This is a genomic window from Nocardiopsis halophila DSM 44494 (assembly GCF_000341245.1).
In the GTDB taxonomy this organism is placed as follows: domain Bacteria; phylum Actinomycetota; class Actinomycetes; order Streptosporangiales; family Streptosporangiaceae; genus Nocardiopsis_A; species Nocardiopsis_A halophila.
In genome coordinates this window covers 1-26,716 of sequence record NZ_ANAD01000065.1, presented here as the reverse complement: position 1 = coordinate 26,716, position 26,716 = coordinate 1, and the positions used below count along the sequence as shown (strand labels likewise).

The 26,716-nt window shown below is 73.7% G+C and carries 24 protein-coding genes and 1 pseudogene; 11 read left to right on the top strand and 14 right to left on the bottom strand.

The window, feature by feature from the left end:
- The 4 genes from D450_RS0108495 to D450_RS0108480 form a co-directional block, all read right to left on the bottom strand.
- On the bottom strand, positions 1-943 hold a 943-nt coding region (locus tag D450_RS0108495; RefSeq protein WP_017538239.1), incomplete at its 3' end, for a glycoside hydrolase family 3 protein.
- A gap of 55 nt (positions 944-998) precedes the next feature.
- Positions 999-1,823, bottom strand: coding sequence for a carbohydrate ABC transporter permease (locus D450_RS0108490; RefSeq protein WP_017538238.1), 825 nt, complete (start codon positions 1,821-1,823; stop codon positions 999-1,001).
- A complete protein-coding gene (locus tag D450_RS0108485; protein ID WP_017538237.1) occupies positions 1,823-2,734 on the bottom strand; it encodes a carbohydrate ABC transporter permease in 912 nt (303 codons plus the stop codon). The genes D450_RS0108490 and D450_RS0108485 overlap by 1 nt, the downstream gene beginning before the upstream one ends.
- Positions 2,731-4,032 (bottom strand): extracellular solute-binding protein, encoded by a 1,302-nt coding sequence (locus D450_RS0108480; RefSeq protein ID WP_017538236.1) that lies wholly within the window; start codon positions 4,030-4,032, stop codon positions 2,731-2,733. The genes D450_RS0108485 and D450_RS0108480 overlap by 4 nt, the downstream gene beginning before the upstream one ends.
- Positions 4,033-4,247: 215 nt before the next feature.
- Here D450_RS0108480 and D450_RS0108475 point away from each other — a divergent pair, with 215 nt between their 5' ends.
- The 5 genes and pseudogenes from D450_RS0108475 to katG all read left to right on the top strand — a co-directional run bounded on the left by D450_RS0108475 (position 4,248) and on the right by katG (position 9,446).
- Entirely contained in the window at positions 4,248-5,285 is a 1,038-nt protein-coding gene (locus D450_RS0108475) for a LacI family DNA-binding transcriptional regulator (protein WP_017538235.1), read from the top strand.
- A 53-nt stretch (positions 5,286-5,338) separates the two neighbouring features.
- Positions 5,339-5,662: an ArsR/SmtB family transcription factor gene (locus D450_RS0108470; protein ID WP_017538234.1), complete on the top strand. Its 324-nt coding sequence runs from the start codon at positions 5,339-5,341 to the stop codon at positions 5,660-5,662.
- A complete protein-coding gene (locus tag D450_RS0108465) occupies positions 5,659-6,549 on the top strand; it encodes an SRPBCC family protein (protein WP_017538233.1) in 891 nt (296 codons plus the stop codon). The genes D450_RS0108470 and D450_RS0108465 overlap by 4 nt, the downstream gene beginning before the upstream one ends.
- A 224-nt stretch (positions 6,550-6,773) precedes the next feature.
- Entirely contained in the window at positions 6,774-7,205 is a 432-nt protein-coding gene (locus tag D450_RS0108460; protein ID WP_017538232.1) for a Fur family transcriptional regulator, read from the top strand.
- Between the two features lie 82 nt (positions 7,206-7,287).
- Positions 7,288-9,446 (top strand): annotated as a pseudogene (gene katG, locus D450_RS29760) (catalase/peroxidase HPI).
- Between the two features lie 147 nt (positions 9,447-9,593).
- Here the strand turns inward: katG and D450_RS0108430 are convergent.
- Complete coding sequence (locus tag D450_RS0108430) at positions 9,594-10,280, bottom strand: molybdopterin-dependent oxidoreductase (protein WP_017538226.1); 687 nt, start codon at positions 10,278-10,280, stop codon at positions 9,594-9,596.
- Between the two features lie 55 nt (positions 10,281-10,335).
- Here D450_RS0108430 and D450_RS0108425 point away from each other — a divergent pair, with 55 nt between their 5' ends.
- On the top strand, positions 10,336-11,007 hold the full coding sequence (locus D450_RS0108425) for a TetR/AcrR family transcriptional regulator (protein ID WP_017538225.1): 672 nt from the start codon (positions 10,336-10,338) through the stop codon (positions 11,005-11,007).
- On the opposite strand, the gene arsB is transcribed toward D450_RS0108425, so the two are convergent.
- Positions 10,935-12,041 carry an ACR3 family arsenite efflux transporter gene (arsB, locus tag D450_RS0108420; protein WP_017538224.1) on the bottom strand — a complete coding sequence of 369 codons (1,107 nt, stop codon included), beginning with the start codon at positions 12,039-12,041 and terminating at the stop codon, positions 10,935-10,937. The two genes, D450_RS0108425 and arsB, sit on opposite strands and share 73 nt — an antisense overlap.
- Positions 12,042-12,218: 177 nt before the next feature.
- On the opposite strand from arsB, the gene D450_RS0108415 reads away from it, so the two are divergent.
- Complete coding sequence (locus D450_RS0108415) at positions 12,219-12,632, top strand: arsenate reductase ArsC (protein ID WP_017538223.1); 414 nt, start codon at positions 12,219-12,221, stop codon at positions 12,630-12,632.
- Positions 12,633-12,667: 35 nt separating this feature from the next.
- Here D450_RS0108415 and D450_RS0108410 read toward each other — a convergent pair whose 3' ends face one another.
- Together D450_RS0108410 and D450_RS33955 are read right to left on the bottom strand one after the other, a co-directional pair.
- Positions 12,668-12,976, bottom strand: a complete 309-nt coding sequence (locus tag D450_RS0108410; RefSeq protein ID WP_017538222.1) for an ArsR/SmtB family transcription factor — start codon at positions 12,974-12,976, stop codon at positions 12,668-12,670.
- A 70-nt stretch (positions 12,977-13,046) separates the two neighbouring features.
- A complete protein-coding gene (locus D450_RS33955; protein ID WP_017538221.1) occupies positions 13,047-13,187 on the bottom strand; it encodes a hypothetical protein in 141 nt (46 codons plus the stop codon).
- A 189-nt stretch (positions 13,188-13,376) separates the two neighbouring features.
- On the opposite strand from D450_RS33955, the gene D450_RS0108400 reads away from it, so the two are divergent.
- Both D450_RS0108400 and D450_RS0108395 read left to right on the top strand, forming a co-directional pair.
- Positions 13,377-14,570, top strand: coding sequence for a hypothetical protein (locus D450_RS0108400; protein WP_241483099.1), 1,194 nt, complete (start codon positions 13,377-13,379; stop codon positions 14,568-14,570).
- The gene (locus D450_RS0108395; protein ID WP_017538219.1) at positions 14,567-15,511 is read left to right on the top strand and encodes a carbohydrate kinase family protein; all 945 of its coding nucleotides are present in this window, start codon (positions 14,567-14,569) and stop codon (positions 15,509-15,511) included. Before D450_RS0108400 ends, D450_RS0108395 begins: the two co-directional genes overlap by 4 nt.
- A 42-nt stretch (positions 15,512-15,553) precedes the next feature.
- Here D450_RS0108395 and D450_RS0108390 read toward each other — a convergent pair whose 3' ends face one another.
- The 3 genes from D450_RS0108390 to D450_RS34560 form a co-directional block, all read right to left on the bottom strand.
- Positions 15,554-17,722, bottom strand: a complete 2,169-nt coding sequence (locus tag D450_RS0108390; RefSeq protein WP_017538218.1) for a tetratricopeptide repeat protein — start codon at positions 17,720-17,722, stop codon at positions 15,554-15,556.
- A gap of 515 nt (positions 17,723-18,237) precedes the next feature.
- Positions 18,238-21,336, bottom strand: coding sequence for an AfsR/SARP family transcriptional regulator (locus D450_RS0108380; protein ID WP_017538217.1), 3,099 nt, complete (start codon positions 21,334-21,336; stop codon positions 18,238-18,240).
- 257 nt (positions 21,337-21,593) lie between these two features.
- Positions 21,594-21,857, bottom strand: coding sequence for a helix-turn-helix domain-containing protein (locus tag D450_RS34560; RefSeq protein WP_241483098.1), 264 nt, complete (start codon positions 21,855-21,857; stop codon positions 21,594-21,596).
- Positions 21,858-21,878: 21 nt separating this feature from the next.
- Between D450_RS34560 and D450_RS34555 the strand changes: the two genes are divergently transcribed.
- Together D450_RS34555 and D450_RS0108365 are read left to right on the top strand one after the other, a co-directional pair.
- Positions 21,879-22,310, top strand: coding sequence for a hypothetical protein (locus D450_RS34555; RefSeq protein WP_241483097.1), 432 nt, complete (start codon positions 21,879-21,881; stop codon positions 22,308-22,310).
- Between the two features lie 349 nt (positions 22,311-22,659).
- Positions 22,660-22,983, top strand: coding sequence for a MerR family transcriptional regulator (locus D450_RS0108365; RefSeq protein WP_017538214.1), 324 nt, complete (start codon positions 22,660-22,662; stop codon positions 22,981-22,983).
- Here D450_RS0108365 and D450_RS0108360 read toward each other — a convergent pair.
- The 3 genes from D450_RS0108360 to D450_RS0108350 form a co-directional block, all read right to left on the bottom strand.
- The gene (locus D450_RS0108360; protein ID WP_017538213.1) at positions 22,949-24,367 is read right to left on the bottom strand and encodes a DEAD/DEAH box helicase; all 1,419 of its coding nucleotides are present in this window, start codon (positions 24,365-24,367) and stop codon (positions 22,949-22,951) included. The genes D450_RS0108365 and D450_RS0108360 overlap by 35 nt on opposite strands.
- A 203-nt stretch (positions 24,368-24,570) precedes the next feature.
- A complete protein-coding gene (locus D450_RS0108355) occupies positions 24,571-24,774 on the bottom strand; it encodes a cold-shock protein (RefSeq protein WP_017538212.1) in 204 nt (67 codons plus the stop codon).
- A gap of 391 nt (positions 24,775-25,165) precedes the next feature.
- On the bottom strand, positions 25,166-26,368 hold the full coding sequence (locus tag D450_RS0108350; RefSeq protein ID WP_026128443.1) for a DUF5685 family protein: 1,203 nt from the start codon (positions 26,366-26,368) through the stop codon (positions 25,166-25,168).
- Between the last annotated feature and the right edge of the window lie 348 nt (positions 26,369-26,716).

The window sequence follows — 26,716 nt, the reverse complement described above, 5'->3', positions numbered from 1 at the left end:
GGGCGAGCGCGCCGGATTCGGCGCGGTCGGCGGTGACGCGGTGGGTGAGGTCGAGGAAGGGGATCGACCAGTAGTCGGAGACGACCGTGCCGGCGAAGCCCCACCGGTCCCGCAGCACGCCGGTGAGCAGCTCCTCGTCGGCGGCGGCCGGCAGGCCGTCGACGTCGCTGTAGGAGTTCATCACCGAGCGGGCGCCGCCCTCGCGCACGGCCATCTCGAACGGGGGGAGCAGGACGTCGGCGAACTCGCGCGGGCCCACGGGAACGGGCGCGTGGTTGCGGCCCGCGCGCGAGGCGGAGTACCCGGCGAAGTGCTTGAGGGTGGCGACGATCCCGTTCTCCTCCAGCCCGCGGACGTAAGCGGTGCCGGTGGTGCCCACCAGGTAGGGGTCCTCGCCCATGGTCTCCTCCACGCGCCCCCAGCGCGGGTCGCGGGCGACGTCCATGAGGGGGGCCAGGCCCTGGTGCACACCCACCGCGCGCATGTCGCGGGCGATGGCCCCGGCCATCCGGCGGACCAGCTCCGGGGAGAAGGCGGCGGCCCAGGCGAGGGGCGCCGGGTAGACGGTCGCGCCGTAGGCGGTGAAGCCGGTCAGGCACTCCTCGTGGGCGATGGCGGGGATGCCGGTGCGGGTGCCGTCGGTGAGCCGCTTCTGCAGTTCGGCGAGGCGGGCCCGGCCCTCGCGGGGGGAGACCGGCGCGCTGCCGAACACCCGGGTCAGGTGCCCCAGCCCGTGCTCGGAGGCCTCCTCGTAGTCGCGGTGGCCCTCCTGGAAGGCGTCCTCCATGGGAGCGACGCCGCCCTCGCCCGCGTCCTGCCCGGGCTCCGGTTCCGGCCGGGGCCAGGAGGAGGACAGCTGGGCCAGCTTCTCCTCCACGGTCATGGAGGCGATCAGGGCCTCGACCCGCTCGTCGTCGGCGGGCGGCGGGGTGTGCTCGGGCATGCTTCTCCTTGTCGGGCGGTGCAGTGCGGTTCGGGCGGGGGTCCGGCGGGGAGCGTCAGCGGCCGAACCCGGCGGTCAGCCCGGCGACGAGCTGGCGGCGGGCGACGGCGTACACGGCGGCCACGGGCAGCACGGACAGCACGACCGCGGCCAGCAGTCCGGGCACGTCGACGCCGAAGGAGCCCTCGAAGGCCCACAGCGTCATCGGCAGCACGCGGGTGCTCTGGCTCTGCGTGAGGACCAGGGGGAACAGGAAGCCGTTCCACACCTGGAGCGCGTCGTAGACGCCCACGGTCACCAGGGCGGGCCGGGTCAGCGGCAGGACCAGGCTCCACAGGATCCGCCAGTCGCCGGCCCCGTCCACGCGCATCGAGGCGAACAGGTCCTCCGGCACGTCGCGCAGGAAGTTGACCAGGATGAGCACGGTCAGCGGGATGGCGAAGGCGATGGAGGGCAGGACGAGCGCGGCCAGGGTGTCGTAGAGGCCGAGCTGCACGATGAGGTAGTAGACGGGCACGACGGTGGCCTGGATGGGGATGGCGATCCCCAGCAGCACGGCCTGGAACACCCGCCGGGCGAACCGGGTGCGCCCGCGCACCACCACGTAGGCGGCCATCAGCGAGACGGCCAGGGTTCCGGCGACGGCGGCGGCCGTGACCACCACGCTGTTGGCGAGGTAGCCGGGGAAGCCGGCGTCCAGGACGCGGCCGTAGGCGGCCAGAGTCGGGTCCGAGGGCAGGGACAGCGGGTTCTCGTCGTAGTAGTCGGCCTGGGTGCGCAGGCTGGTGACGACGATGTAGTAGACGGGCAGCACCGTGACGGCCAGCCAGAGCCAGCCGCCCAGGGCGCCGAGCGCGTTGGGTCGGGTCCGCGCGGCCATCACGCCCCCTCCTGCCGGCTCTCCATCCGGTGGGAGCCGGTGAGCCGGTTGAGTCCGAGGGCCAGGGCGAGGCCGACGGCGACCAGGACGACGCCGATCGCGCTCGCCTGGCCCATGTCGTAGGAGCGGAACCCGGTCAGGTACATGTCCAGCGGGAGGATGCGGGTGGCGCCCCCGGGGCCGCCCGCGGTCAGCACGAACACCAGGTCGAAGTAGGTCAGCGAGCCGACGAGCATCAGCGTGGAGGAGGTCACGATCGTGTACTTGAGCTGGGGAAGGGTGATGTGCAGGAACTGGGCGGGGGCGCTCGCGCCGTCGATCCGCGCCGCCTCGTACAGGGACGCGGGGATCTGCCGCACCCCGCCCTGGTAGAGCAGGGCGTGGAACGGGATGAAGGACCACCCGACGACGAACACGACCACGCCCAGCGCCAGGTCGGGGTCGCCCAGCCAGTCGCGGGCCAGCAGCGGCAGGTCCAGGGCGGCGCCCAGGCCGAAGTTCGGGTCGAGCAGGCCCTTGAACGTCAGGGCCACGGCCGCCGAGCTGAACAGCAGCGGCAGGAAGTACAGCACCGCCAGCACCTCGCGGTGGCGGGTGCGGGTGGCGGTGTAGACGCCCAGGAGCAGGCTGACCGGGGCCTGGAACAGGTAGCAGAGCACGGTGAGCTTGACGGTGAGCCAGACCGCCTCGCGGGTCACGGGGTCCCCGGCGGCGCGTACCCAGTTGTCGGCGCCGGCCCACCGGGGGGCGCCGAGCCCGTCCCAGGAGGCGAAGGAGAGCACGGCCACCCCGGCGAGCGGGACCAGGGCGAACAGGCCGAACAGCACGAGCGCGGGCGCCGCCATCCACGGGGTGGGCCCGCCCCCGGAGGCGGGGGCGGGGCGGGCCCGGTGCGGTGGCGCGGCCCTCACAGCGTGCTGTCCATCGCCGCGGTGAACTCCTCGGGGGTCACCTCGCCGAGGAAGAGCAGGTCGAGGTTGGACAGCAGCTCCTGGGCCTGGGCGGGTGGGAGCGCCTGGTCCCAGGAGAGCTGGAAGTGGTCGGCGTCGCGCACCATGCCGTAGGTGAACTCCAGGTGCTCGGGGTCGTCCTGGGCGGCGATCTCCTCCTCCAGGCCGGCGACCGGCGGCACGCTGCCCAGGTCCAGCAGGGACTGCACGTGCTCCTCGTTGTAGACCTGCTCGTTCAGGTAGTCGACGGCGGTCTGCCGCTCCTCCTCCGGGGCGTCGGAGGAGACCGACCAGAAGTTGGCGGGGTTGCCGACGATGTTGGAGGGGTCGCCGGCCCCGCCCTCGACCACGGGGAAGGCGGTGTGGCCCAGGCCGTCCTCGACGAAACCGGGCGCGTCGGAGGCCATGTTCGGGTAGACCCAGCTGCCCTGCAGCAGCATTCCGGCCTTGCCGGTGTGCAGCAGTGCGGTGTCGGCGCCGGAGTCGGCGTCCACCGAGCCGAAGCCGTCACCGAACGCGCCCGCCTCGACCAGGTCCTCGATGGCGGTGGCGGCCTCGACGACCGCCGGGTCGGACCAGGCGCCCTCCTCGCCGTCCAGAATGCGCTGGAAGACCTCCGGGCCGCCGATGCGGTCGGTGAGGTACTGGATCCACATGAGCTCGGGCCACACGCTCTGCCCGGCCAGGGCGATGGGCACCACGCCCTCGTCCTTGAGCGCCTCGACGGCCTCCATCATGTCCGCGAGGGTCTCGGGCGGCTCCACCCCGGCGTCGGCCAGGACGTCCTCGTTGTAGTAGAGGACGGCCGGCTGCGCCTGGTTGTTGGGCACGGCGTAGAGGCCGCCGTCGACCTCGCCGTTGGCGGCCACCGAGGGCAGCAGGTCCTCGGTGGCGCCGTCGACCTGCCCGGACAGGTCCTGCACCTGGCCGCTCCGGGCGTAGTCGGCCAGGGTGCCGCCCGCCCAGGAGAAGACCAGGGTGGGGGCCTGTCCGGAGCCGACGGCGGTGCGGATCTTCTCCTTGTAGGCGTCGTTGGCGAACCACTCGACGGCGATCTCCCGGTCGGGGTTGGCCTCGTTCCAGGATTCGAAGGAGGTCCGGAAGGCCTCCTCGGAGCCGCCGGTCAGGGCCCAGGCGGTGGCGCCGCCGCCACCGGGCGAGGAGCCGCCTCCGCCGAAGCCGCCGCATCCGGCGGCCGCGGCCAGGACGAGGACCGCAGAGGCGGCCGTCAGGGTGCGTCCCGCACTGCTCGGTGCCATGGGGTCAGTCCCTTCCGCCGGGCCCGAGGGGGTGCGGGCCGCGGCAGATAGTACGAAAATTTTTCGTTGAGTTTCCGGACTATTTCGTGATCGTCTTCACAGTAAAAAGGGGGTATCTCCGTGTCAACGCCCCGGAGTGGTCTCGATTTCGACGCGAATGAACGAAAAAGTTTCGGGATAGGGTGGGCGCGGTACGCGAACGGAGGAGGCGGACGGTGGACGGTGCACGGCCGACCCTGGAGGAGGTGGCCGCCGCGGCGGGGGTGTCCAAGGCGACGGTGTCCAAGGTGCTCAACGGGCGCCCCGGGGTGGGCGAGGGCACCCGGACGCGGGTGCGCGAGGCCGTGCGGGCGCTGGACTACGCGCCGAGCACCGGGCCGCGCGACCCCGCCCCCGCGCCCTCGGTGCACGTCGTCTTCGACAGCATGGTCAGCCTGTACGCGCTGCACGTGCTGGACGGGCTGCTGGCGGCGGGGCGCGAGCTGGACGCCGAGGTGGTGACGAGCGCGCTGGCCCCGTCGGGGGCGCCGGCGCCGGCCCCGCTGGGCACCGGCCTCATCGAGCGGCTGGCCGCGCGGCGCAGGTCCGGGCTGGTGGTGGTGACCTCCCGGCTGGCCCCGGAGGAGGTCGCCGCCTGCCGGCGCCGGGGGCTGGGGCTGGTCGTCGTCGACCCGATCAACCCGCTGGACGAGGACGTGGTCAGCGTGGGCGCCACCAACTGGGCCGGGGGCGTGCAGGCCACCGAGCACCTGCTGGCGCTGGGGCACCGGAGGATCGCGCACGCCGGCGGGCCCACCGGGTCGGTGCCCGCGCGCGAGCGGCTGCACGGGTTCCGCGAGGCGCTGGAGTCGGCGGGGGCCGCCCCCGGGCCGGTGCTCGCCGCCCCCGAGGACCCTCCGGCGTTCACCGTGGAGGCGGGCCGGGCGATGGCCGCCCGCCTCCTGGGCGCCGCCGATCCGCCCACGGCGGTCTTCGCGGCCAGCGACACGGTCGCCGTCGGCGTGCTGCAGGAGGCGCGCGCCCGGGGCCTGTCGGTCCCGGGCGACCTGAGCGTGGTGGGCTTCGACGACACCCACGGGGCGATGTGGACCGACCCGCCGCTGACCTCGGTGCGCCAGCCGCTGCACGACATGGGCCGGGTGGCCATGCGCACGGTCCTGCAGCTGTCCCGCGGCCAGAGCCCGGACTCCCACCACGTGCAGCTGGCGACCCGCCTGGTGGTCCGCGCCTCGACGGCCCCGCCGGGCCGGTGACGCGGCTCCTGTATTCCAGATAAGGCATATAACCGAGTTGGTATATTAGGGCCATGTCCCTGCCGTTCACCGCACTGGCCGACCCCACCCGGCGCCGCATCCTCGACCTGCTGCGGCGCCGGCCGCACCTGGTCGGGGAGGTCGCCGGGGAGCTGGGGCTCAGCCAGCCCGCCGCCTCCAAGCACCTGCGGGTGCTGCGCGAGGCCGGGCTGGTGCGGGTGCGGCGGGAGGCGCAGCGCCGGTGGTACGGGATCGACCCCGCGCCGCTCGCCGAACTCGACGCGTGGCTCTCCCCCTACCGGCGGATGTGGCAGGAGAGCCTGGACGCCCTGGAGCGCCACCTCGACGAGGGGCGCGGTACCGAGGAGGAGCCATGACCGCGGACGAACTCACGACCGTCGACGGCCGCCCCGCCCTGCGCATGGAGCGGCGGCTGGCCCACCCCGTGGAGCAGGTGTGGCGGGCGCTCACCGAGCCCGAGCGGCTGAACCGCTGGTACCCGTTCCCCGTCGCCTCCCTGGACCTGCGGGTGGGCGGGGCGATCCGCTTCGACGACGGGGAGGGGACCACCATGGACGGGGTGGTCGTCGAGCTCGACCCGCCGCACAGGTTCGCCTTCAGCGAGCACGCGCCCGAGGAGATGGGCCGGGAGGGCGACGACATCGCCCGCTTCGAGCTGGAGCCGGACGGGGACGGGTGCCTGCTGGTGTTCACCCACGTCTTCGACGACCGCCCGGGCGCGGCGAGCTACGCCGTGGGCTGGGACACCTGCCTGGGGGCGCTGCGGGCGGTCGCCGACGGGCGCGAGCCCGAGTGGGCCGCGCCGCCGCCGTCGGCGCTGGAGGAGGCCGTCGACCGGTTCGGCCTGGGCGCGGGGCGGATCGAGGAGGCCTCCGGGGAGGCGGTGCTCACCGTGGAGCGCCAGCTCGCCCGGCCCGCCGACGAGGTGTGGTCGATGCTCGCGGGGCAGGGCGCGGTCGAGCCCGGTGCCCGGGTCCCCGAGGGGTTCCGCGCCGTCGGCGTGGAGGCCGGGCCCGTCACCGAGGTGAAGCACCCGGCCCTGCTGGAGTACGCGTGGACCGACGGCGGAGCCCGGGCGGGCCGCGTGCGCTGGGAGCTGTCCCCGGGAACGGGCCACGGTGCGCGGCTGGAGGTGGTCCAGACGGCGGAGGCGGCGGACCGCGGCCGGCTCGCCGAGGCGCTGCCGGCGTGGGAGGCCCGCGTCCGGGAGGTGGGCCGCCGGGCCGCCGGACTGGAGCCGTGAGCCGGGCCGTGGGTCAGGCCGCCGGGGCCAGCGTCACCCCGTGCGCGGCCGGCCGCGGGGACGCCCGATGGGCGGTCGGCTCTGACCAGGGGGTCTTTGGACTCGCTCGGATAGACCAATTTTGGTCCGGGCGACGGAAACGCCTGCTGCGCAGGGGGTTCACCGCCTGATGAGGGTGGTTCCGTTTTTTGACTTATTCCAGAAAAGAGGTGAGACTCCGGGGCATGTCGACGCCCACGGACTTCGAGCGCCTGCTCCGCCGGTCCGCGCTCCGGGTCACGGGTCCCCGGGTCGCGGTGCTGGCCGCCGTGCACGACAACCCGCACGCCGACACCGAGACCATCATCGGTGCCGTGCGCGCGAGACTCGGTGCCGTCTCCCACCAGGCCGTCTACGACGTGCTCAAGGCGCTGACCGGGGCGGGCCTGCTCCGGCGGATCCAGCCGCGCGGCTCGGTGGCCCGCTACGAGACACGGGTCGGGGACAACCACCACCACGTCGTGTGCCGCGCCTGCGGCGCGATCGCGGACGTCGACTGCGCCGTCGGGCACGCCCCGTGCCTGGCCGCGTCGGACAACGGAGGCTTCACGATCGACGAAGCCGAGGTCGTCTACTGGGGGCTCTGCTCCGAATGCTCGAGTGAGGGCGTCTCCTGAGCGGCGCCGCCCTCGGAGCACCGTGCTCACCGAGCCCGACCCGACCGATCCACCGCTTCCTCCCCGCCTCGGAAGGATGACCATGACCGAAAGCAACGACGCCGCCGCCGGCGGCTGTCCGGTCGCGCACGGCGGCGCCCCGCACCCCACGCAGGGCGACGCCAACCGCGGCTGGTGGCCCAACCGCCTCAACCTGAAGATCCTGGCCAAGAACACGGCCGTGTCCGACCCCATGGGCGAGGACTTCGACTACGCCGAAGAGTTCAAGTCGCTCGACCTCGGCGCCGTCAAGCAGGACATCGCCGAGGTGCTGACCACCTCCCAGGACTGGTGGCCCGCCGACTTCGGCCACTACGGCCCGCTGATCATCCGCATGGCCTGGCACTCGGCCGGGACCTACCGGACCTTCGACGGCCGCGGCGGGGGCGGCACCGGCCAGCAGCGGTTCGCCCCGCTCAACAGCTGGCCGGACAACGGGAACCTGGACAAGGCCCGCCGCCTGCTCTGGCCCGTCAAGAAGAAGTACGGCCGCAAGATCTCCTGGGCCGACCTGATGATCCTGGCCGGCAACGTGGCCCTGGAGTCGATGGGCCTGAAGACCTTCGGCTTCGCCGGCGGCCGCGTGGACGCCTGGGAGCCCGACGACGACGTCTACTGGGGCCCGGAGACCGGCTGGCTCGACGACGAGCGCTACAGCGGCGACCGCGACCTGGAGCAGCCGCNTGGCCGCGGTCCAGATGGGGCTGATCTACGTCAACCCCGAGGGCCCGAACGGCAACCCGGACCCGCTGGCCGCCGCTCGCGACATCCGCGACACCTTCGGCCGGATGGCGATGAACGACGAGGAGACCGTCGCCCTCATCGCCGGCGGCCACACCTTCGGCAAGACCCACGGCGCGGCCCCGGACAGCAACCTGGGCCCCGAGCCCGAGGCGGCCCCGCTGGAGGCCCAGGGCCTGGGCTGGCAGAACGCCCACGGCACCGGCAAGGGCGGCGACGCCATCACCAGCGGCCTCGAGGTCACCTGGACCAGCACGCCCACGAAGTGGAGCAACGGGTTCTGGGAGAACCTCTTCGGCTACGAGTGGGAGAAGTACAAGGGCCCGGGCGGCGCCTGGCAGTGGAAGCCGAAGGACGGCGCGGGCGAGGGCACCGTCCCCGACGCCCACGACCCGTCCAAGAAGCACGCCCCGACCATGCTCACCACCGACCTGGCGCTGCGCTTCGACCCGGTCTATGAGCCGATCTCCCGGCGGTTCATGGAGAACCCGGAGGAGTTCGCCGACGCCTTCGCCCGCGCGTGGTTCAAGCTGACCCACCGCGACATGGGCCCGGTCGTGCGCTACCTCGGCCCGGAGGTCCCCTCCGAGGAGCTGATCTGGCAGGACCCGATCCCGGCCCCGGCCTTCGAGCAGATCGGCGCCGCCGAGATCGCCGACCTCAAGGAGCGGATCCGCGCCTCCGGCCTGACCGTGGCCCAGCTCGTCTCCACCGCCTGGGCCGCGGCCTCCTCCTTCCGCGGCAGCGACAAGCGGGNTCAAGGAGCCGGCGAAGCTGGCCCCGGTGCTGCGCACCCTGGAGGGGATCCAGGAGGCGTTCAACTCCGGCCGCACCGACGGCAAGGGCGTCTCCTTCGCCGACCTGGTGGTGCTGGGCGGCTGCGTCGGCGTCGAGGAGGCCGCCAAGGCGGCCGGGTTCGACACCGAGGTGCCGTTCACCCCGGGCCGCGGCGACGCCACCCAGGACAAGACGGACGTGGAGTCCTTCTCCCACCTGGAGCCCTCCGCCGACGGGTTCCGGAACTACCTGGGCAAGGGCCACCGCCTGCCGGCCGAGTACCAGCTCGTCGACCGGGCCAACCTGCTCACGCTGAGCGCCCCGGAGATGACCGTGCTCGTCGGCGGCCTGCGGGTGCTGGGGGCCAACTACCAGGACTCGGACCTGGGCGTGTTCACCGACGCGCCCGGCACCCTGACCAACGACTTCTTCGCGAACCTGCTCGACCTGGGCGTCACGTGGAAGCCGGTCGACGGGGCCCCCGAGACCTACGCGTGCTTCAGCGACGCCACCGGCGAGAAGCTGTGGACCGGCAGCCGGGTCGACCTGCTGTTCGGCTCCAACTCCGAGCTGCGGGCGATCGCCGAGGTCTACGCGGCCGACGACGCCAAGGCGAAGTTCGTCGAGGACTTCGTCGCCGCCTGGGACAAGGTCATGAACCTGGACCGGTTCGACCTGGTCTGATCCCGACGGGATGAGGGGCCGGCCCGGGCATGCGCCCGGGCCGGCCTTCGTCGTCGAGGCGTAGGGGCGCGGAGCAGGGACGCTTGGACACCGGGGCGCGGTGCGCCGACCGGCCGGAGGACCGCCCACGCGGGGAGGGGCGCCGGCTCAGGGCCGGTGGCGGCGGTAGGCGCGGCGGGTCATGGGGACGAGGGAGCGCCACACGGGACGCCAGAACGGGCCGGGCAGGTACCGGCTGCGCTCCTCCAGGCGGGTCCGGCCGCGGGGGTGCACGGCCCATCCGGCCGGGCTGGCGGCGTAGGTGCGGCGGTACTCGATCGCGCGCACGTGCTTGACGCTCATGTAGCCGTAGTGGGCCGGGGCGACCAGGCGCAGCGGGGCCCCGTGGTCGGCGCCGAGCGGGGCGCCGTCCAGCCGGTCGGCGAGCAGCACGTCCCCGGCCAGGGCGTCGTCCAGGTACAGGCAGGCCCGGTAGCCGTCCAGGCCGGTGACGGTGACCCAGCGGACGCGCGGGTCGACGCCGGCCTCGGCCGCCAGGACGGCGTGGACCCTGCGGAAGGGGACGCCCTCCCAGAGCAGGTCGAGGGCGCTCCAGGTGGTCACGCAGTGCAGGTCGGCGCGCAGGGCGCGCCGTTCCGTGCCGAGGAGCCCGTCGACGGGCAGGGCGAGGGGCCGGGAGACGGCGCCGGCCACCGTGATCTCGGGGCGCTCCGGCGGGCGGGGCCGGCGCGGGGCGTAGCGGGGCAGCCCGAAGCGTTCGAGGCGGGCGGATCGCTGCCCGGGAGGCAGCCGCCGCGCTCCCGGCACGGGGCCGCCGGAGGGGGTGGGGGCCATGCGGCACTCCTTTATTAGAGCGAACATTCTAGATCGTACGCTCTATATTGGGGGCATGGCCAGACGCCGGGTGCACAGTGACGACGCGATCCTCGACGCCGCCCGCGACCTGCTGGTGCACAGCGGTCCGGAGGCGGCGACGACGGGTGCGATCAGCGCGCGGAGCGGCGCCCCGGTCGGCTCGCTCTACCACCGCTTCGGCTCGCGGGGGCGCATCTTCGCGGAGGTGTGGCTGCGCACCGTCCGCCGCTTTCAGGAGGAGCTGCAAGAAGAGCTGCAGGCGGGGCCGCCCGCGGACGGCGCGCACCGGGAGGTCGAGCGGGCGCTGGCGGTGGCGGACCGGGTCGTGGACTTCGCCGTCCGGCACCCCGAGGACGCGCGCCTGCTGCTGGAGGGGCGCCGCGAGGAGCTGGTGGCCGGCGCCGACCTGCCCGAGGAGACCCGGCAGGCCCTCGCCGGTCTCAACCGGCCCGTCGCCCGGCTCCTGGAGGACCTGGCGGCCGAGGTGTTCGGTGCGGCGACCCCGCAGGCCCTGGAAGCGGTGACGATCGCGGTCGTGGACGTGCCGTACGCGGTCGTCCGCCGCCACCTGCGCCGGGGCACCTCGCCCGGCGAGCACCGCGCGCTGGTCGCGCAGGCGGCGCGGGCCCTGCTTCAGGCCCCGGGGGTCGCCGTCGGGGACGGGGCGGAGCCGGGGAAGAACCTGCGGGCCCACAGGGACACGTAGACCAGGCCCACGAGCACGGGCACCTCGATCAGCGGGCCGACGACCCCGGCCAGGGCCTGGCCGGAGGTCACGCCGAACACGCCGATCGCCACCGCGATCGCCAGCTCGAAGTTGTTGCCGGCGGCGGTGAAGGCGAGGGTGGTGGAGCGCTCGTAGGGCAGCCGGACCGCCCGGCCGAACAGCATCGACAGGCCCCACATGAGGACGAAGTAGACCAGCAGCGGCAGGGCGATGCGGGCCACGTCCAGGGGGCGGGAGGTGATGGCCTCGCCCTGCAGGGCGAAGAGCATGACGATGGTGAACAGCAGGCCGTACAGCGCCAGCGGGCCGATGCGGGGCAGGAACCGGTCCTCGTACCAGGCGCGGCCCTTGGCGCGCTCGCCGAAGGTGCGGGTGAGGTATCCGGCCAGCAGCGGGACGCCGAGGAAGACGAGCACCATGGCGGCGATCTCCCAGCCGGAGACGTCGATGCCGCTGGTCGGGAGCCCGAGCCAGCCGGGCAGGACCGACAGGTAGAACCAGCCGAGCAGCCCGAAGGCCAGCACCTGGAACACCGAGTTGAGCGCCACCAGGACCGCGGCGGCCTCGCGGTCGCCGCAGGCCAGGTCGTTCCAGATGATCACCATGGCGATGCAGCGGGCCAGGCCCACGATGATCAGGCCGGTGCGGAACTCGGGCAGGTCGGGCAGCAGGAGCCAGGCCAGGGCGAACATGAGCGCCGGGCCGATCACCCAGTTCAGCACGATCGAGGAGACGAGCAGGCGCCTGTCGCGCGTCACCGAGTCCAGCCGGTCGTAGCGGACCTTGGCCAGGACCGGGTACATCATGACGAGCAGGCCCAGGGCGATGGGCACCGAGATGCCCTGGACCTTGACCGCCTCCAGGGCGCCCTGGAGGCCGGGTACCCAGCGGCCGAGGAGGAGGCCTGCGGCCATGGCCAGGCCGATCCACAGCGGGAGGAGGCGGTCGAGCGTGGACAGCCGTCCGGCCTGCGGCGGTGCCGCCGCCGGTACGCCGGCGCCGGGTCGGGCCATGGTGCGTCCTCCTGGGGTGCGTCCTGGGGTTGCGTCGGGGCTGCGCCCAGGCCACCATACATCGACGTAGGCTGATATCAACATGGGTCGATGCGGGAGTGGAGGCCGGACCCCGGGGGCCGCCCCCGCCGTGCGCACGGCACCGAACAGAGCAGACCGCACAGAGAGGGCACCACCGTGTCGGAGATCCCCAGCGTCCTTTTCGTCTGCGTGCACAACGCCGGGCGCTCCCAGATGGCGGCCGGGCTGCTGGCCCGCCTCGCGGGCGGCCGCATCGAGGTGCGGTCCGCGGGCTCGGAACCCGCCGAATCGGTCAATCCCGCCGCGGTGGAGGCCATGGCCGAACTCGGCATCGACATCACCGCCGAGCGCCCCAAGGTCCTCACCCCCGACGCGGTCGAGGCCAGCGACGTGGTCGTCACCATGGGGTGCGGCGACGCCTGCCCCGTCTTCCCCGGCAAGCGCTACCTCGACTGGAGGCTCGACGACCCGGCCGGGCAGCCGCTGGAGAAGGTGCGCGAGGTGCGCGAGGACATCCGGGCCCGCGTCGAGGTCCTGATGGGCGAGCTCGGGGTGCCCGTCCAGGGGTGAGGACCCGCCCCGCGGCCCGGCTCACGGCGCCGGGCTCAGCAGGGGCGGTAGCTCTCGCGCGCCCGCTCGGCCCGGGCGGCCAGGTCACTCAGCGCCCCGGCGAGGCCGGCGACGGCCTCGGGGCGCAGCCGGTAGTAGGTGTAGCGCCCGCGCGGTTCGGTCTCCACGAGTCCGGCCTCGCGCAGGATCTTCAGGTGGTGGCTGACGGTGGGCTGGCGGGCGCCGGTCTCCTCGATGAGGTGGCAGGTGCACATCTGCTCGTCGGCCAGCAGGCCCACGATCCGCGCCCGCAGGGGGTCCCCGAAGAGCGCCACGGCCGCCTGGTCGGCGGGAGAGATCAGCATGCCCTGATGCCACCACGCGGCCGGGGGACCGTCAACCGGGGCGGCCCTCTCCGGCCCGGGCCGGTCCGCGTCAGTACGCGTCCCGGTACTCGTAGGCGTTGCCCTCCTCGGACATGATCAGGGTGGGGGCGGCGGTCAGCGCACGCGCCGAGGCCAGGCGCGCGGCGTACTCCTCGACACGTCCCTCTAGGTCCTCGGCCTCCTCCGCCACTCCTCACATCGGGTCCTCATCGGGTTCTCAGGAACAGATCGGACGCGGCCCCGGGGGCCGGGGTTCCGCGCCGCACCCGCACGGAGTCACCGCGCGTCAAGGACCGTGCAATCGGGACGTCGATCCCCGCACCGGACCGTGGTCCCACGACGCCCCAGATCGGCGGCGCCGAACGACCGAGGAGGCGGTTTGAGCGAATGGCAGGACGTCCCTGTGGGGGCGGTCGGCGCGCCCGCGCTGGTGACGCGGGAACAGTGCCGCACGGTCATGCTCCCGGTGGACACCGTGGCCTGCGGGCAGCGACTGCTGCGGGTCGTCGCCCCCCTGGCCGCGGACTGGCGCGTGCAGACGGTGGCGACCGTCCCGCCGAGCCCCTTCAACCGGGGGGTGCGCGGGTGGCTGGAGCGGACCGGACTACCGGAACTGCCCTGGGAACAGGCGAAGCGGACGCCCGCCGACCTCGTCGTCACCGCGGGGACGGCGGGAATGGCGGAGATGCCGGGCCCGGTGGTGCTCGTCCCGCACGGCGCGGGCTTCGTCAAGACCCCGGACCGCCGGCGGGGGCGGCGCGCGCGCAGGACGGCCTTCGGCCTGGGCGGGCAGTGGCTCGTCAGCGACGGGCGGGTCGTCCCCGCCGCCGTGGTCCTGGCCCACGAGGAGGAGCGGGCGCGGCTCCGGCGGGCCTGCCCCGAAGCGGCGGCCTGCGCCGTCGTCGCGGGCGACCCCTGCGCCGACGCCGTCCTGCAGGGCCGTGCCCGGCGGGAGGCGCGACGGGGCCGGTCGGCGGACCCGCCGGGCCGCCGACTCCTCGTCCTCTCCTCGACCTGGGGCGGCCAGTCCCTGTTCGCGTCCCGGGCCGAGTTCCTGCCCGGGCTCGCGGGCGAGGCCGCGGCGGCCGGCTGGGACGCGGCGCTGCTCCTGCACCCGAACATCCGGGCGGCGCACGGGGACTGGCAGCTGCGGCGGTGGCTGGAGCCGTTCACCCGCGCGGGAGGCCGCGTGCCGGGGGCGGAGGAGGACTGGTGCGCCTACGTGGCGGCGGCCGACGCCGTCGTCGGCGACCACGGGTCGGTGTCCCTGTACGCCACCCTGACCGGGGCCCCCGTGCTCCGCTGGTGCGGGACGCCGCTCGTGGATCCGGCTTCGCCGATGGCCGCGCTCCTGCGCCGCGCCCCCGCCCTGCCGGACGGCGGCCCCTACGTCCCGGCGGTCGAGGCGGCCCTCGGGGCGGGGGCCGGATCCCGGGCGGCGGACGTGGCCGCCCGCATCACCTCCCACCCCGGCCGCTTCACCGAACGCGTCCTGCCCTGCCTCTACCGCCTGCTCGCCCTCGCTCCGCCTCCGGCGGCCGGTTCCGCCGACCGGGGAGGTGCGGCGGCATGAGCCCCAAGATCGTGGTCGCCGGTACCGCCAACCTCGGTGTGACGGTCCCCGTGGACGGCTTCCCCCTTCCGGACGGGCCGACCCGGCGGCCGCCGTGGATCCGGACCGGGGTGGCCGGTGTCGGGGCCAACGTCGCCGGAACGCTGGCCGGCCTCGGGGCGACGGTGGAGCTGTGCACCGTCATCGGCGCCGACCTGGCCGGAGACCTGGTCCGTACGGCCCTCCGGCGGCAGGGCCTGCTGGGGCGGGGCGCCGTGACCGGGCCCGTGTCGTCGGTCTCCGTCGACCTCGTGAGCGGGGACGGGCGCCGGGCCGGGCACACGCACCTGCAAGGGGTCGAGCGGGCCGGCTACCCGGCGGGGCTGTTCGCGGAGGCGTTGCAGGGCGCGGACCTGGCGGTGGTCACCACCGCGGACTTCGCCCGGCCGCTCCTGGAGACCGCCCGCCGGGAGGGCGTCCCCGTCGCCACCGACCTGCACCTGGTCTCCGACGCGGCCGAGGAGTCGCGCCGCCCCTGGTTGAACTCGGCCGACATCGTGTTCTGCTCCCACGAGCGCCTTCCGGGCGGCCCTCTGGAGTGGATCGGCGACGTCTTCGCCGCCTACCCCGGCTGCCTGATCGCCGCGGTGGGATGCGGCGCGGACGGGGCGGCCCTCGGGCTCCGCGATGGCACGCTGGTCCGGGCGCGGACGGAGCCGCCGCGTCCCGTCCGGTCCGTGGTCGGCGCCGGGGACACCCTGTTCGCGTCGTTCCTGCACGCCTGGATGACCACTGGGCGGCCCGTGGAGGCGTTGCGCGGAGCGGTGCTGCACGCCGCCTGGACGACCGGTTCCGCATGGGCGGACACCGGACACCTGACCTCCGAGGGGCTGGAGGAGCTGTCGCGGACCCACCCGGCGCAGGTGGAGCTCGGCCGGTGGGACCGTGAGCGCACCGCCTGACGTCCAGGGCGCGCCCCGGCCGCCTTACGCGCCGGGGCGTGCTCAGCCGTGGTCCTGGTCTGCGGCCGCTTGGGCGAGTGCGCGCCGGGCCTGCTCCGCGCCCCCACGGTCGCCCATCCGCTCGAACAGCTCGAGGGCCTCCTGCAGCGGGGAACGCGCGGCGTCGGCGTCCCCCGTGCGGACCCGCAGTCGGCCCAGCGCGAGGAGCGCCTCGGCGTGGCCGGCGTCGGCGCCGTGGCCGTGCAGGGCGTCGCAGGCCTCGACCAGGTGCTCCTCCGCCCGGCCGGGGTCGTCTGCGGATAAGAGGGGGGCGAGCTCCATGCGCGCCCGAGCGGCGTTCAGCGGGTCGTCGACGCCGTCGGGGGACAGCTCCTGCAGTGCTTGTCCGAGTGCGGCCCGTGCGTTGTCGGACCGACCGAGCGCCTTGTGCACGCGGCCGAGGGTCAGCAGCGTGATCGCACGGTTGTGCCGGTGGCCCAGTTCCTCGTCGATGCGGAGCGCTTCTCCGAGGTGGTCGGCGGCACTGTGGTGGTGCCCGGCATCGAAGGCGGCGATCCCCCGGCGTTGCAGGATCTGGGCGATTCTCTCCCGGTCGCCGAGTTCACGCCAGATGCGCTCGGCCGCGTCCAGGGCCTGCTGCGCCCTGTCGTGGTCGCGCGAGTAGCTGTGGACCAGGCCCTTCTTGGCGAGGACGCGCGCCGCGTAGCGGTCGTCGCCGACGGCGCGGGCCGATCCCAGGGCCGCGTCGGCGGCTCTGAGCCACGAGCGGACGTCTCTGAAGTTCAGGAAGATCGGCCACATCCCCTCGGCGATGCCCATCGCCTGCCGGTGGAGCCCGTTCCGCCCGGCCAGGACCGCCAGTTCGGTGAGCGCCGTCCGCTCGGTGCCGAGCCAGGCCAGGGCGTCGCGCTTGCCGTCGAATCCGACGGGGGCGGTCCCGGGGCGGTCGTCGTCGGAGGCCGCGTAGGGACGGACCGACCGGTCGGCCGCCTGGCTGCACGCGGAGTAGAGGTCGCACAGCCGAGTGATGACCGGTACCTCGGACTCGGGCTCTGCGGCGACCGCGCGTTCGCGGGCGTGGAGCCGGAGGAGGTCGTGCATTCTGTAGCGCCCCTGGGCCACCTCCCGGACCAGGCTGCCGGTCGCCAGGGCCCGCAGGGCGTCTCGGGCCTCCTCCGGAGAGGAGTCGAGGATCGCGGCGGCGGCGAGCCGGGTGACCTCGCTCATGGGAGCCCAGCCCAGCCGCCGGTAGAGACGCGCCGCGGCCTCGGGGAGGGCGTCGTAGGAGGCGTCGAACACCGAACGCACGGACATCTCCTGTTCCTCCTCCGGGCTCAGCGCCTCGATGCGCCGGCCGTGCTGCTCCAGGTCGCGGACCACCCCGCCGATGGCTCCCGCTCCCCGGAGCCGGACGCTCACCGCGGCGGCGATCAGGGCGATCGGTAGGCCCCCGCAGAAGCGCGCGGCCCGGTCCACCAGGGACATGTCGCCGGCAGGGACGTCGGCGAGGCGGGCCAGGAGCCGCGAGGCGTCGGTGTCCTCCAGCGGCTCCACGGCCAGGGGCCGGGCGCCGTCGAGGGCCAGTCCCGCCAGCCGGTTCCGGCTGGTGACGATGGTGACGCTGCGGGGGTCCGGACCGGGGAGGAGCGCGCGGACCTGGGCGGCGGAGGCCGCGTCGTCGAGGAGGAGGGTGACGCCCTTTCCGGTGGTCAGCGACCGGAACCAGGAGGCGCGGCCGGACAGGTCGGGGGGCATCGCGTCGGCGGACACCCCGAGGGCGGCCAGGAAGGAGGCGAGGACGTCGCCGGGGTCGGCAGGGCCTCCGCCGGCGTGGGCGCCCAGGTCGTAGTAGAGCTGGCCGTGGGGTGTGCGTGGGGCGTTCTTCCAGGCGAAACGGAGGGCCAGGGAGGACTTGCCGACCCCGCCGGAGCCGGTGAGCAGGACGAGTGCGCCGGGGCCGGGCGGGCCCGGCTCGGTCCCGGGCGGGGAGCCGGTGAGGGCGTCGAGTTCGGCGAGTTCCGGCTCTCTGTTGACGAAGACCGGAGTGGGGCGGGGCAGCTGGTGGAGGAGCCGGTCCGGTTCCGGCTGCGGGCCGGGGGCCTGGTGGACGTGGACGCCGCCGTGGACCACCCCGCTCTGCACCACCGTGCCCGATACGTCTCCGTGCAGCTCGGCGCCGGTCGAGGGGGGTCGGCGCTCCTCGTGTGCCACCCTGTGCGCCCCTTCCGCTCGGGTTACGGGCATGCCGTAATGGCCTGCTTAATTCCAATTCATCCCGTCGGCGATGTCCAGGGCCGGTCCGGTACGAGGTAGGGACATCGGGTGTTTCAAGATGAGGATTCCCGGTTTCCGGGCATGAAAAAGTGCCGTCCCCGATAGAAGGGCGGCACCTATGTGTTCACGCTCTTGGGGGAGCGGGGGTCTCGCGATCAGCCGATCGGCGGGCCGGCGGTTCCGGCTGTCTCTGCCGTGTAGATGACCAGCCAGCCGAAGGCCGTCATCGCGATCACGAGAATACGCTTCATTTGTTGCGCTCCAACCACGTTGTTGGGGTATGGGCATGCGTCATAAGCGGCGTTCGAGGGGGCCGCGTCAAGCGCAGTCTAGACCCGTTTCGTGACTTGTCCAAAAAGAACCGAAGTTGGGGGCCTAGGTGCTCCGAACCATACCTTAGCGGATGGGGCGGGGGCGAGGGGCGAGTTGAATCGGGCGAAAAGTGTATGCGCCTATATAGTGTCGTAAAGCGCGTCGATCGTGGACTCTTCTGGTGTCCGTAACTCGGCGAATGTCTGCTTCGCCTCCGCCAGGCGGGCGCGGGCCTCCTCGCTGCGCTCGCGGTCGTCCTCGACGTTCGCGAGCCGGGCCGAAGAGTGGGCGTACCAGCGAGAGAGGCCGGACGCCTTGGCGCGTGCCCGTGCCTGTTCGAGAAGTCGGGCGGCCTCTGTGCTCTCTCCCTGGAGCTCGGCGACGTCTGCGCGCCCGACCAGGATCTCCACCTGTGTGGCGGGGGTGCCGAACATGGGCGCGAGGCGCCCGCTCGCTTCGAGGGCGGCGAGGGCCTCCCGGACGTCTCCAAGCGCGATGTGCTGACGGGCGATGTTGGTCAGCGTGGAGCACTGGGCCCACCGCTCTCCGACCTTCTTCTGGTGAGCCAGAGCCCTGGTGAGCAACACCAGGGCCCGTCCGTGGTCGAGCCGGTGTGCCGCGATCTCACCGAGGTTCGCGAGTACATGTGCGACGTGTCGCTGATTGTCCTGTTCCTGAAGTTCGTCCAGGGCCCGGTCGCACAATTCTTGGGCTTCTCGGTGATAGCCCAACTGGAGGAGGGTGCCCGCGTAATTTGCGCGGGTGGTCGCGGCGGAACGGTAATTGAGGCGATCGAGGATTTTCAGTGCTCGCCGGTATTCCTGCGCGGAGAGGTCGAGTCTCCCCTGGATCTGTAGATCGCTCGCGAGGTTGCTCAGGGCGATCGCCATTCCACCTTGGTCCCCGACTCCGTCGTAGCGCTTTGCCGACGCCCGGTGATACTGCTCAGCCGAAACCAGGTCGCCCGCGATCGCATGGATCATGCCGCATAGATCCTCGGCACGAGCCGTCCCCCGTGCGTCGCCGAGGGACGCCCACAACTCGCGCGCCTGTCCGGCGGTCTCCAGCGCCGGATCGAGCTCGCCGACGCGCATGCGGGCGCGTGCCAGGTCGGTGAGGGCGCTCGCGTGCTCCCGGCCCGCTTCGGATCCCCCGGTCAGCCGGACGGCGGTCTCGTGCAGCTCCACGGCCCGGTCCCAGGGCCCGTGAATGTCCAGGTATTCGGCGAGGAGCCGGGCCAGGCGCACCGCGTGCCCGGGGTACCCGTTCCGCGCCGCGAAGCCCGCCAGGTCCAGGACGGGGTGCCGCCGCAGCCAGGAGACCGCCGCCTTCGGGTCCTTGGCCCCGCCCGCCGGATCGGAACCCGGGTGCGGCGCGAACTGGCGGGCCGCCCAGGAGCAGCGTTCCACGATCGCGTCGAGCAGGCGCAGCAGGGCGGCGCGCACCTCGTCGGGCGGCAGGGCGGTCCGCGTCCTATTGCGGACGAAGTCGGCGATCAGGCTGTGCTGACTGAGGGCGTCCGGACCGATCTCGGTCACCAGGTGGCTGTCGATCAGTTCGTCCAACGCGCTGTCGGCCTGGTGGTCATCGCCCCCGAGCATCTTCTTCGCGCATCGGCGGTCCAGGACCCGCGCCGGATAGGCCCCGAGGACCATCAGCGCCCTGTGGGCCTCTTCCGGGAGCGAGCGGAGGGCGAGTTCGAACGCCGTCCGTACGCTCCTCTTCCCCAACCGCAGGTGTTCGGTCGGCGCGTTGGAACGAAGCGTCGAAAGGAGGTCCTGGGCCGTCCAGGAAGGGGACCCGTGCAGGCGCGCTCCCGCGAGCCTCAGCGCCAGGGGCAGGCCCCCGCAGGCGTCGGCGATCTCGGACGCGCACGCGGCGAAGCCGGGGTCGTCCTCCTTGCCGCTCACGATGCCGAGCAGCTCGACGGCCCTGCCGTTGTCCAGCGGGTCCAGGACCAGGTGCTGCGCACCGTCGAGGTCGCTCATCCTGCGCTGCCCGGTGACGATGACCATGCACTCGGAGCCGGAGGGCAGGAGCGGGGCGACCTGGCGTGCGCTCTCCGCGTTGTCGAGGACGAGCAGGAGGCGGATGTCGGAGGTCCGGTCCCGCCACAGGGCGCTGCGCCGCTCCGCGGACGAGGGGACGCGTTCGACCGGGACGTCGAGCAGGGTGAGCAGCTCGGAGAGCGCGCGCCCGGCGGTGAGCGGCCGGTGCCTCTCGTCGCGCCCCCGCAGGTCCAGGTACAGCCGGTGGGAGTAGCCGCCCTTGAGCATGTGCGCGGCGTGGACGCCCAGCACGCTCTTGCCGGTGCCGGCGATCCCGCTGATCACGCAGAGGCCGGTCGCGCCCCGCCGTGCGGCGGTGTCGGCGGCCTCGCGGATCAGACCGGTCTCCTCCTCCCGGACGCTGAAGTCGACGATGTCCCGGGGCAGGTTGTCGCGGATCGGGCCGCGGGGCTCCGCCGACGAACGCGGCTCCGGCGACCCCGCCGCGGCCTCGTGCCGCCCCTGCAGGATCGTCGTGTGGAGCTTCTGCAGTGCGGGCGAGGGGTCGGCCCCCAGCTCGTCGGCGAGCCTCTGCCGCAGGCTCTCGTAGCACGCGAGGGCGTCGGCCGGCCGCCGCAGCGCGAGGAGGAACCGCATCTTCGCGTCGGCCAGGTCCTCATTGAGCGGGTAGCGGGTGGTCGCGTCGAGGAGCAGGGTGAGGCCGTTCTGGGGCCGGCCGAGGCGCAGGAGTGTGCGGGCCCAGTCGGCGAGGGCCGACTGGTGCATGTGGAGCATGGAGTCGCGAAGGGACGACGCCCAGGGGCCGACCGCGTCGGGGAGCGGGTCCTGCTCCCAGAGGGTGAGCGCCTCCTCCAGCGCGGTGAGTGCGGCCTCGTCGTCGCCGGCGGTGTTCAACGCCCTCGCCCGGTGCTGGAGCCCGGTGAACCGGTTCCAGTCGACGGACTCGGGGGCGATGCGCAGGCGGTACGCCCCGGCGCGGAACTCCAGGAGCGCCCGGTCGAGTCCGGCCCGCTCCAGGGCCTGGCGGGTGCGGGTGACATAGCTCGCGAGGCTCTGGCGGCTCCGCGCGGGGAGGCGGTCGCCCCACAGGCCCTCCGCGATCCTCTCCGAGGTGACGGGGTGCGGCGCGGAGAAGGCCAGCATGGCCAGCAGGGTCGACTCGGTTCCGGGACGCGGGTGGACGACCTGTTCGGCGCTGATGCGTGCCGGTCCGAAGAACCGGAACTCCATGGCTCTCCTCGGTCAGGGTGACCCCCGGATCCGTTATTCCACTTGCGCGGAATAGGAAAACGGTCGTCCGGAACGAGGGGAGGGGAGAAGGCGGCGCCATTCGGCATCGGTCAAGGTCGCGCGGCCGACGGGAAACGATCATGGCCGGATCTGTCCACTCCGCCGGAAAACTGATCGCCATTCCCGTGCATGTGCACCCGTGGTCCGACATTTCTTTTGCACGTGAATGCCGGGCGCCAATCCGCGGGGCCGGGCGTTCACGCCAGATCCGGGACGTCCTTGAGCTGGCGGCGGGAGGTGGTGCCCAGTTTACGGAAGATGCTGCGCAAGTGGGCGTCCACGGTTCTCGGGCTCAGATAGAGGCGGGAGGCCACCTCTTTCGACGTGGCGCCCCCGGCCACCTCGCGGGCGATGTGCGTCTCCTGGGCCGTCAGGCGGTCGTAGGCGGGCGCCGAGCGGCTGCGGGCCGAGGCGCCGGTCGCCCGCAGCTCGCGGGCCGCGCGCCGGGCGAACGCCTCCATGCCGATCTCCGAGAGCCGCCCATGGGCGGTGCGCAGCCGCTCGTGCGCCTCGCGGCGTCGGCCCGCGCGGCGGAGCCACTCGCCGTAGCGCAGCTGCGCCCGGGCCAGGTACGGCGCAGGGCCGTCCGCCAGCAGGGACAGGGCCTGCGGGTGGTCCTCCTCCGCGCCGTCGACGTCCGGGACATCGCCGGATCCGCGGCGGCCGTGCTGACCGGGGCCGGACCCACCGGCCGCGCGGTCGCCTTCCACGACGCCCACGCCGACGGCTTCGCCGCGGCCCTGGCCGGCGTCCTGCCCCCGTGGCAGGTGGAGGGCCTGGCCGAGGACTACGCGCACTACGCCCGGGGCGAGGCCGCCGAGGTGCACACGGCCGTGGCCGATCTCACGGGGCGGCCCGCGCGCGACATCGCCGACTTCGCCCGCGACCACTCCGCCGCGTTCGGCCGGGGGTAGGGTCCGGGGACCGGTCACAGCGGCCCGGCCCCGGCGCGCTCCCTCGGAAGGGAGGCGCCGGGGCCGCGCCGTGTCGTGCAGGGCGGGGTGTCGCCCGGCCGGCAGGGGCGCGCCGCGGCACCCCGGCGACCGGGCGTGCGGCCCCCGGCGCGGTGTCGGCGGAGGGACGCGAGGGTGAGCAGAGGCGTCCCGCTGCCGCTGTTTAGTAGTCTGAGGAGTCGGCAGACAGGCACGGGAGGGGGCGAGTCCGGCGCGGGCGCGGGGCGGGCACCGCGACGAAGGCGCCGTAGGTCCGCCCTGGGAATTCTCGACGCCTGAGCGTCGTGGGCTTCGGTATGCAGAGGATGCAGTGAGTCCAGAAGAACGAGACATCGACAGCAAGTTCGACGATGAGGACTACCCCGCCTACAGCATGGGGCGGGCCGCCGAGATGCTGGGCACGACCCCCGGCTTCCTCCGCAGCCTGGACAGGACCAAGGTGATCACGCCCTTGCGCTCCTCCGGCGGCCACCGCCGCTACTCCCGCTACCAGCTGCGCATCGCGGCCCGCGTGCGCGAGCTGGTCGACGAGGGGACGCCGTTGGAGGCGGCCTGCCGGATCGTCGTGCTGGAGGACCAGCTCGAAGAGGCCCAGCGGATCAACGCCGAGATGAGCGCGGAGCGCGGCGAGTAGACGAGGAGCGGCCGCGGCGCGCCCCGCCGGTGCGCGCAGGCGCCTCCTTCGGCGCGGCGACCGCGACGGGGACCCCGGAGGGCTCCTGTGCCCCGGTGATGCTGCTGACGGCCTGGTGCCCGGTGCGGACGTCGCTGATCCGCGGGGTGATCCCCGCGGTGTCCAGCAGGCGGCCCATCTCCCGGCGCTGGTCGGGCAGGAGCAGGGTGACGACGCTGCCGGCCGCTCCGGCTCGGGCGGTGCGGCCGCCCCGGTGGAGGTAGTCCTTGTGGTCGCCCGGCGGGTCGACGTTGACCACCAGGTCGAGGTCGGCGATGTCGATGCCGCGCGCGGCCACGTTGGTCGCCACCAGGGCGGTGACCTCCCCGGTCTTGAACTGCCCGAGGGTACGGGTGCGCTGCGGCTGGGACTTGCCGCCGTGCAGGCCGGCCGCGCGGACCCCGCTGGCGAGCAGGTGCTTGACCAGCCGGTCGACGGCGCGCTTGGTGTCGAGGAACATGATGACCCGGCCGTCGCGCGCGGCGATCCGGGTGGCCGTGGCGCGCTTGTCGCCCTCGTCCACGTGGAAGACGTGGTGCTCCATCCGCGTCACGGTCCCGGCCGAGGGGTCCACGGAGTGCACCACCGGGTCGTCGAGGTAGCGGCGGACCAGGCGGTCGACGTTGCGGTCCAGCGTCGCGGAGAAGAGCATCCGCTGGCCGCCCGGGCGCGTCTGGTCGATCAACCGGGTGACCTGCGGCAGGAAGCCCATGTCGGTCATCTGGTCCGCCTCGTCCAGCACCGAGATCTCCACCCCGTCCAGCCGGCAGTCGCCGCGCTCGACGAGGTCGGCGAGGCGGCCGGGGGTCGCGACGACGACCTCGGTGCCGCGGCGCATCGCGTTGGCCTGGCGGCCGATCGACATCCCGCCCACGACGGTGGAGACCCGAAGGCGCACCGAGCGGGCGTAGGGGTCCAGCGCGTCGGTCACCTGCTGGGCCAGCTCGCGCGTGGGCACCAGGACCACGGCCAGCGGCTGCCGCGCGTCGGCGCGCCGGCCGGCCAGGCGGGAGAGCAGCGCCAGCCCGAAGGCGAGCGTCTTGCCCGAGCCGGTGCGGCCGCGGCCCAGGACGTCGCGGCCGGCGAGGGAGTTGGGGAGCGTCGCGGCCTGGATCGGGAACGGCGCGGTGACGCCGAGGTCGGCGAGCGTGCCCTTGAGCGGACCGACCAGGTCCATCTCGGAGAACGAGTCGACCGCGGGGAGCGCGGGGCTGGTGCCGGTGGGGACGGCGAATTCGTTGCCCCGCACGGCGGGACCGGAACCGCCGCGGCGGCGGCCCCCCGAGCGCGATCCGGGCGGCCGGGTACGGGCGCGGTGGTCGCGGTCACGGGTGGTTCGGTTCATGTACGGCCTTTCGGCGAGAACGGAGAACACCGCATCGCGCGGCCGCGCGGCCGGAAATGAGGGGTTCGAAGAAAAAAGGGGTGCGCGCAGGGGGCGGGGCGTGGCGCCGCCGCGGCCGCCGGGCGCGGGAAGGGGGATGGAAAGCGGAGGGCCGCGGTCCCTCACCGGGGTGGGGGACCGCGGCCCTCCGGCCGTCACTCTCCTCAGGCGAGAGAGATGTTCTCCGCCTGCAGGCCCTTCTGGCCCTGAGTGACCTCGAAGGTCACCTTCTGGCCTTCAAGCAGCTCGCGGAAGCCGGTTCCGTTGATGTTCGAGTAGTGGGCGAAGACGTCGGAGCCGCCGTCCTCCTGCTCGATGAAGCCGAAGCCCTTTTCCGCGTTGAACCACTTGACGGTGCCAGTCGACAAAATACTTCTCCTTCAGGGTGGTGTCCGGCGCCCGCACTTCGCGGGACCGGAGCTGCCGTAATGATTACCCGTCCGGAAAACCGAATCGCGCACAGCACCCCGGAGCGTGTCCAGGGGGCCGAAGTCTTTGGGAACCACAACCGCAACCGTTTGCAACAGTAACACGGTGAAGGCGCATGTCAAAGGGGGTCTCGTTTCAATTTTTCCGTGCGATAAATAATGGTCGCGGCCGGTCGGGATTTCTCATGCGGCCACAAGAGGTTTTATGGGCCCGCCGGTGCGGCGACGGCCCGGCGGCGGGCGGCGGATCCGCTGTGGGGGCGGGTCCTGGCCGGTCGGCGGGGTGCGGCGGTGCGGGTCGGCCGTTCCGCCGCGCTCCGGCGGCAGGGTGCTAGAGGTCACAGCACTCGCAGGCATTGCACCAGGCGCCGCGGGGCCTGCCGGTCCACGGGCCCGGGTGGGGGTCCCGACAGCAGAACTGGCACGAGCAGCACATGAAGAGCGCGACCGCGCATCCGCCGAACACGCCCCGCTTCACGGGCGGGTGCAGGCGGGGGGTGTCCCCGCCGGAGAAGCAGCCCTCACAGCAGGAGCAGCAGCTGTCGCAGCGGTGCTTCCCGCTCCCGTCGCCGGGGCCGTGGGCGCCGCGGCCGTGCCCGTGGCGGTGCTGGGGCGGATGCCCGTGCGGGGGGTTCGCGTGGTGGTGCGGGTGGCCGTGCCCATAGGGGCCCTGCGGGTACCCGGCTTGGGCGAAGGAGCGGTCGACCGCGCGTCCCAGCTCGTGCACCAGCAGCGCGTGGACCAGGCGGTCATCGGTGAACTCGGCCTCCTCCAAGGCCAGCCGGCCCCCCAGGACGGCGTCGTCGCACAGCTCGCGGGCCCGGGCCGGCCCGGTGCCGGTCGCGGTCAGCGGGTTCCACGCGCCCCGCTCGCGGTCGTGCTCTTGGTCCTCGACCGCGTCCAGGAGGTGGGCGACCCGACCGAACAGGCGGCCGGCCTCGCGCAGCGGCTCGACGTTTCCCGGCCGGCCCGCCAGTACCGCGGTGTGGGCGAACGCCTCGCCGGTCGCCTCCTCGGTCGGCCGGGTCACCGCCGGAACGTCCGTTCCCGGGCCCGCCGCCGCCTCGGCCTCCCCCTGTCCCTCGATGACGGCGAGCAGCCGGCCCTCGTCGAACCCGAGGTCCTCGCCCGACTCCCGGGCGCCGCGCCGCCACCGCTCGGCCACCCGCTCGGCGACGGCGCGCACCCCGCGCCTGGCGCAGAGCCCGTCACCCTCGGCGACGTGGTCGGAGATCTTCGCCGACGCCAGCATGAGCGACACCGAGGCGGCCAGCCGCGCCCCGGCCCCTTCGGCCACCTCGGCCCCGCGCATCCCGCGCAGCGGGCACGCCCCGGCCCGCCGCGTGCCGGCGCACTCCTCCGCCTGGGCGGCGGCCAGGACCGACACGACCAGGCCGTCGTAGTTGGTCGCGATCCGCGAGGCCTGGCCGTGGCCGTCCCGCAGGGCCAGGCGCAGCCCGCACATGTGGGACATCCATTCCCGGGCCAGTCCGCCGGGGAGGGAGCGCCGGCACGGGCGCAGGATTCCGAACAGGCGACCACGACCCCATCCGTCGTTCGTGGACACGGCGGCCCCGGGCCGCGCACTGGGCAACGGTGTTGGACGCCGTGCCCCCGCCGGGGGTTCCCGGGTGAGCGGGGCCGGGGCCGTCGACGGGGGCGCCGTCCGCACGCCCGGGGCGAATCGGGTGGATCCGGCCACTCCCCCTTGAATCAACGATTCAACGGTCATTAGTTTGTTGTCATGACTTCGGATGCCTGCGACCTGCTCTGCCTCGACCTCCCCCAGGCCGAGGAGGTGCGTGCGCGCGTGCCCGGCGACGACGGGGTGCGCACGGCCGCCGAGCGCGCCAAGGCCCTGGCCGACCCCACCCGGCTGCGC

What these genes read in the sequence shown, in the direction of transcription:
- D450_RS0108490 (WP_017538238.1), bottom strand. Translation starts at nt 1,823, where the DNA reads ATGGCCGCGCGGACCCGACCCAACGCGCTCGGCGCCCTGGGCGGCTGG.
- D450_RS0108480 (WP_017538236.1), bottom strand. Translation starts at nt 4,032, where the DNA reads ATGGCACCGAGCAGTGCGGGACGCACCCTGACGGCCGCCTCTGCGGTC.
- D450_RS0108470 (WP_017538234.1), top strand. Translation starts at nt 5,339, where the DNA reads ATGTCCCTGCCGTTCACCGCACTGGCCGACCCCACCCGGCGCCGCATC.
- D450_RS0108465 (WP_017538233.1), top strand. Translation starts at nt 5,659, where the DNA reads ATGACCGCGGACGAACTCACGACCGTCGACGGCCGCCCCGCCCTGCGC.
- D450_RS0108460 (WP_017538232.1), top strand. Translation starts at nt 6,774, where the DNA reads ATGTCGACGCCCACGGACTTCGAGCGCCTGCTCCGCCGGTCCGCGCTC.
- D450_RS0108430 (WP_017538226.1), bottom strand. Translation starts at nt 10,280, where the DNA reads ATGGCCCCCACCCCCTCCGGCGGCCCCGTGCCGGGAGCGCGGCGGCTG.
- D450_RS0108425 (WP_017538225.1), top strand. Translation starts at nt 10,336, where the DNA reads ATGGCCAGACGCCGGGTGCACAGTGACGACGCGATCCTCGACGCCGCC.
- arsB (WP_017538224.1), bottom strand. Translation starts at nt 12,041, where the DNA reads ATGGCCCGACCCGGCGCCGGCGTACCGGCGGCGGCACCGCCGCAGGCC.
- D450_RS0108410 (WP_017538222.1), bottom strand. Translation starts at nt 12,976, where the DNA reads ATGCTGATCTCTCCCGCCGACCAGGCGGCCGTGGCGCTCTTCGGGGAC.
- D450_RS0108395 (WP_017538219.1), top strand. Translation starts at nt 14,567, where the DNA reads ATGAGCCCCAAGATCGTGGTCGCCGGTACCGCCAACCTCGGTGTGACG.
- D450_RS0108380 (WP_017538217.1), bottom strand. Translation starts at nt 21,336, where the DNA reads ATGGAGTTCCGGTTCTTCGGACCGGCACGCATCAGCGCCGAACAGGTC.
- D450_RS34560 (WP_241483098.1), bottom strand. Translation starts at nt 21,857, where the DNA reads ATGGAGGCGTTCGCCCGGCGCGCGGCCCGCGAGCTGCGGGCGACCGGC.
- D450_RS34555 (WP_241483097.1), top strand. Translation starts at nt 21,879, where the DNA reads ATGGGCGGTGCGCAGCCGCTCGTGCGCCTCGCGGCGTCGGCCCGCGCG.
- D450_RS0108360 (WP_017538213.1), bottom strand. Translation starts at nt 24,367, where the DNA reads ATGAACCGAACCACCCGTGACCGCGACCACCGCGCCCGTACCCGGCCG.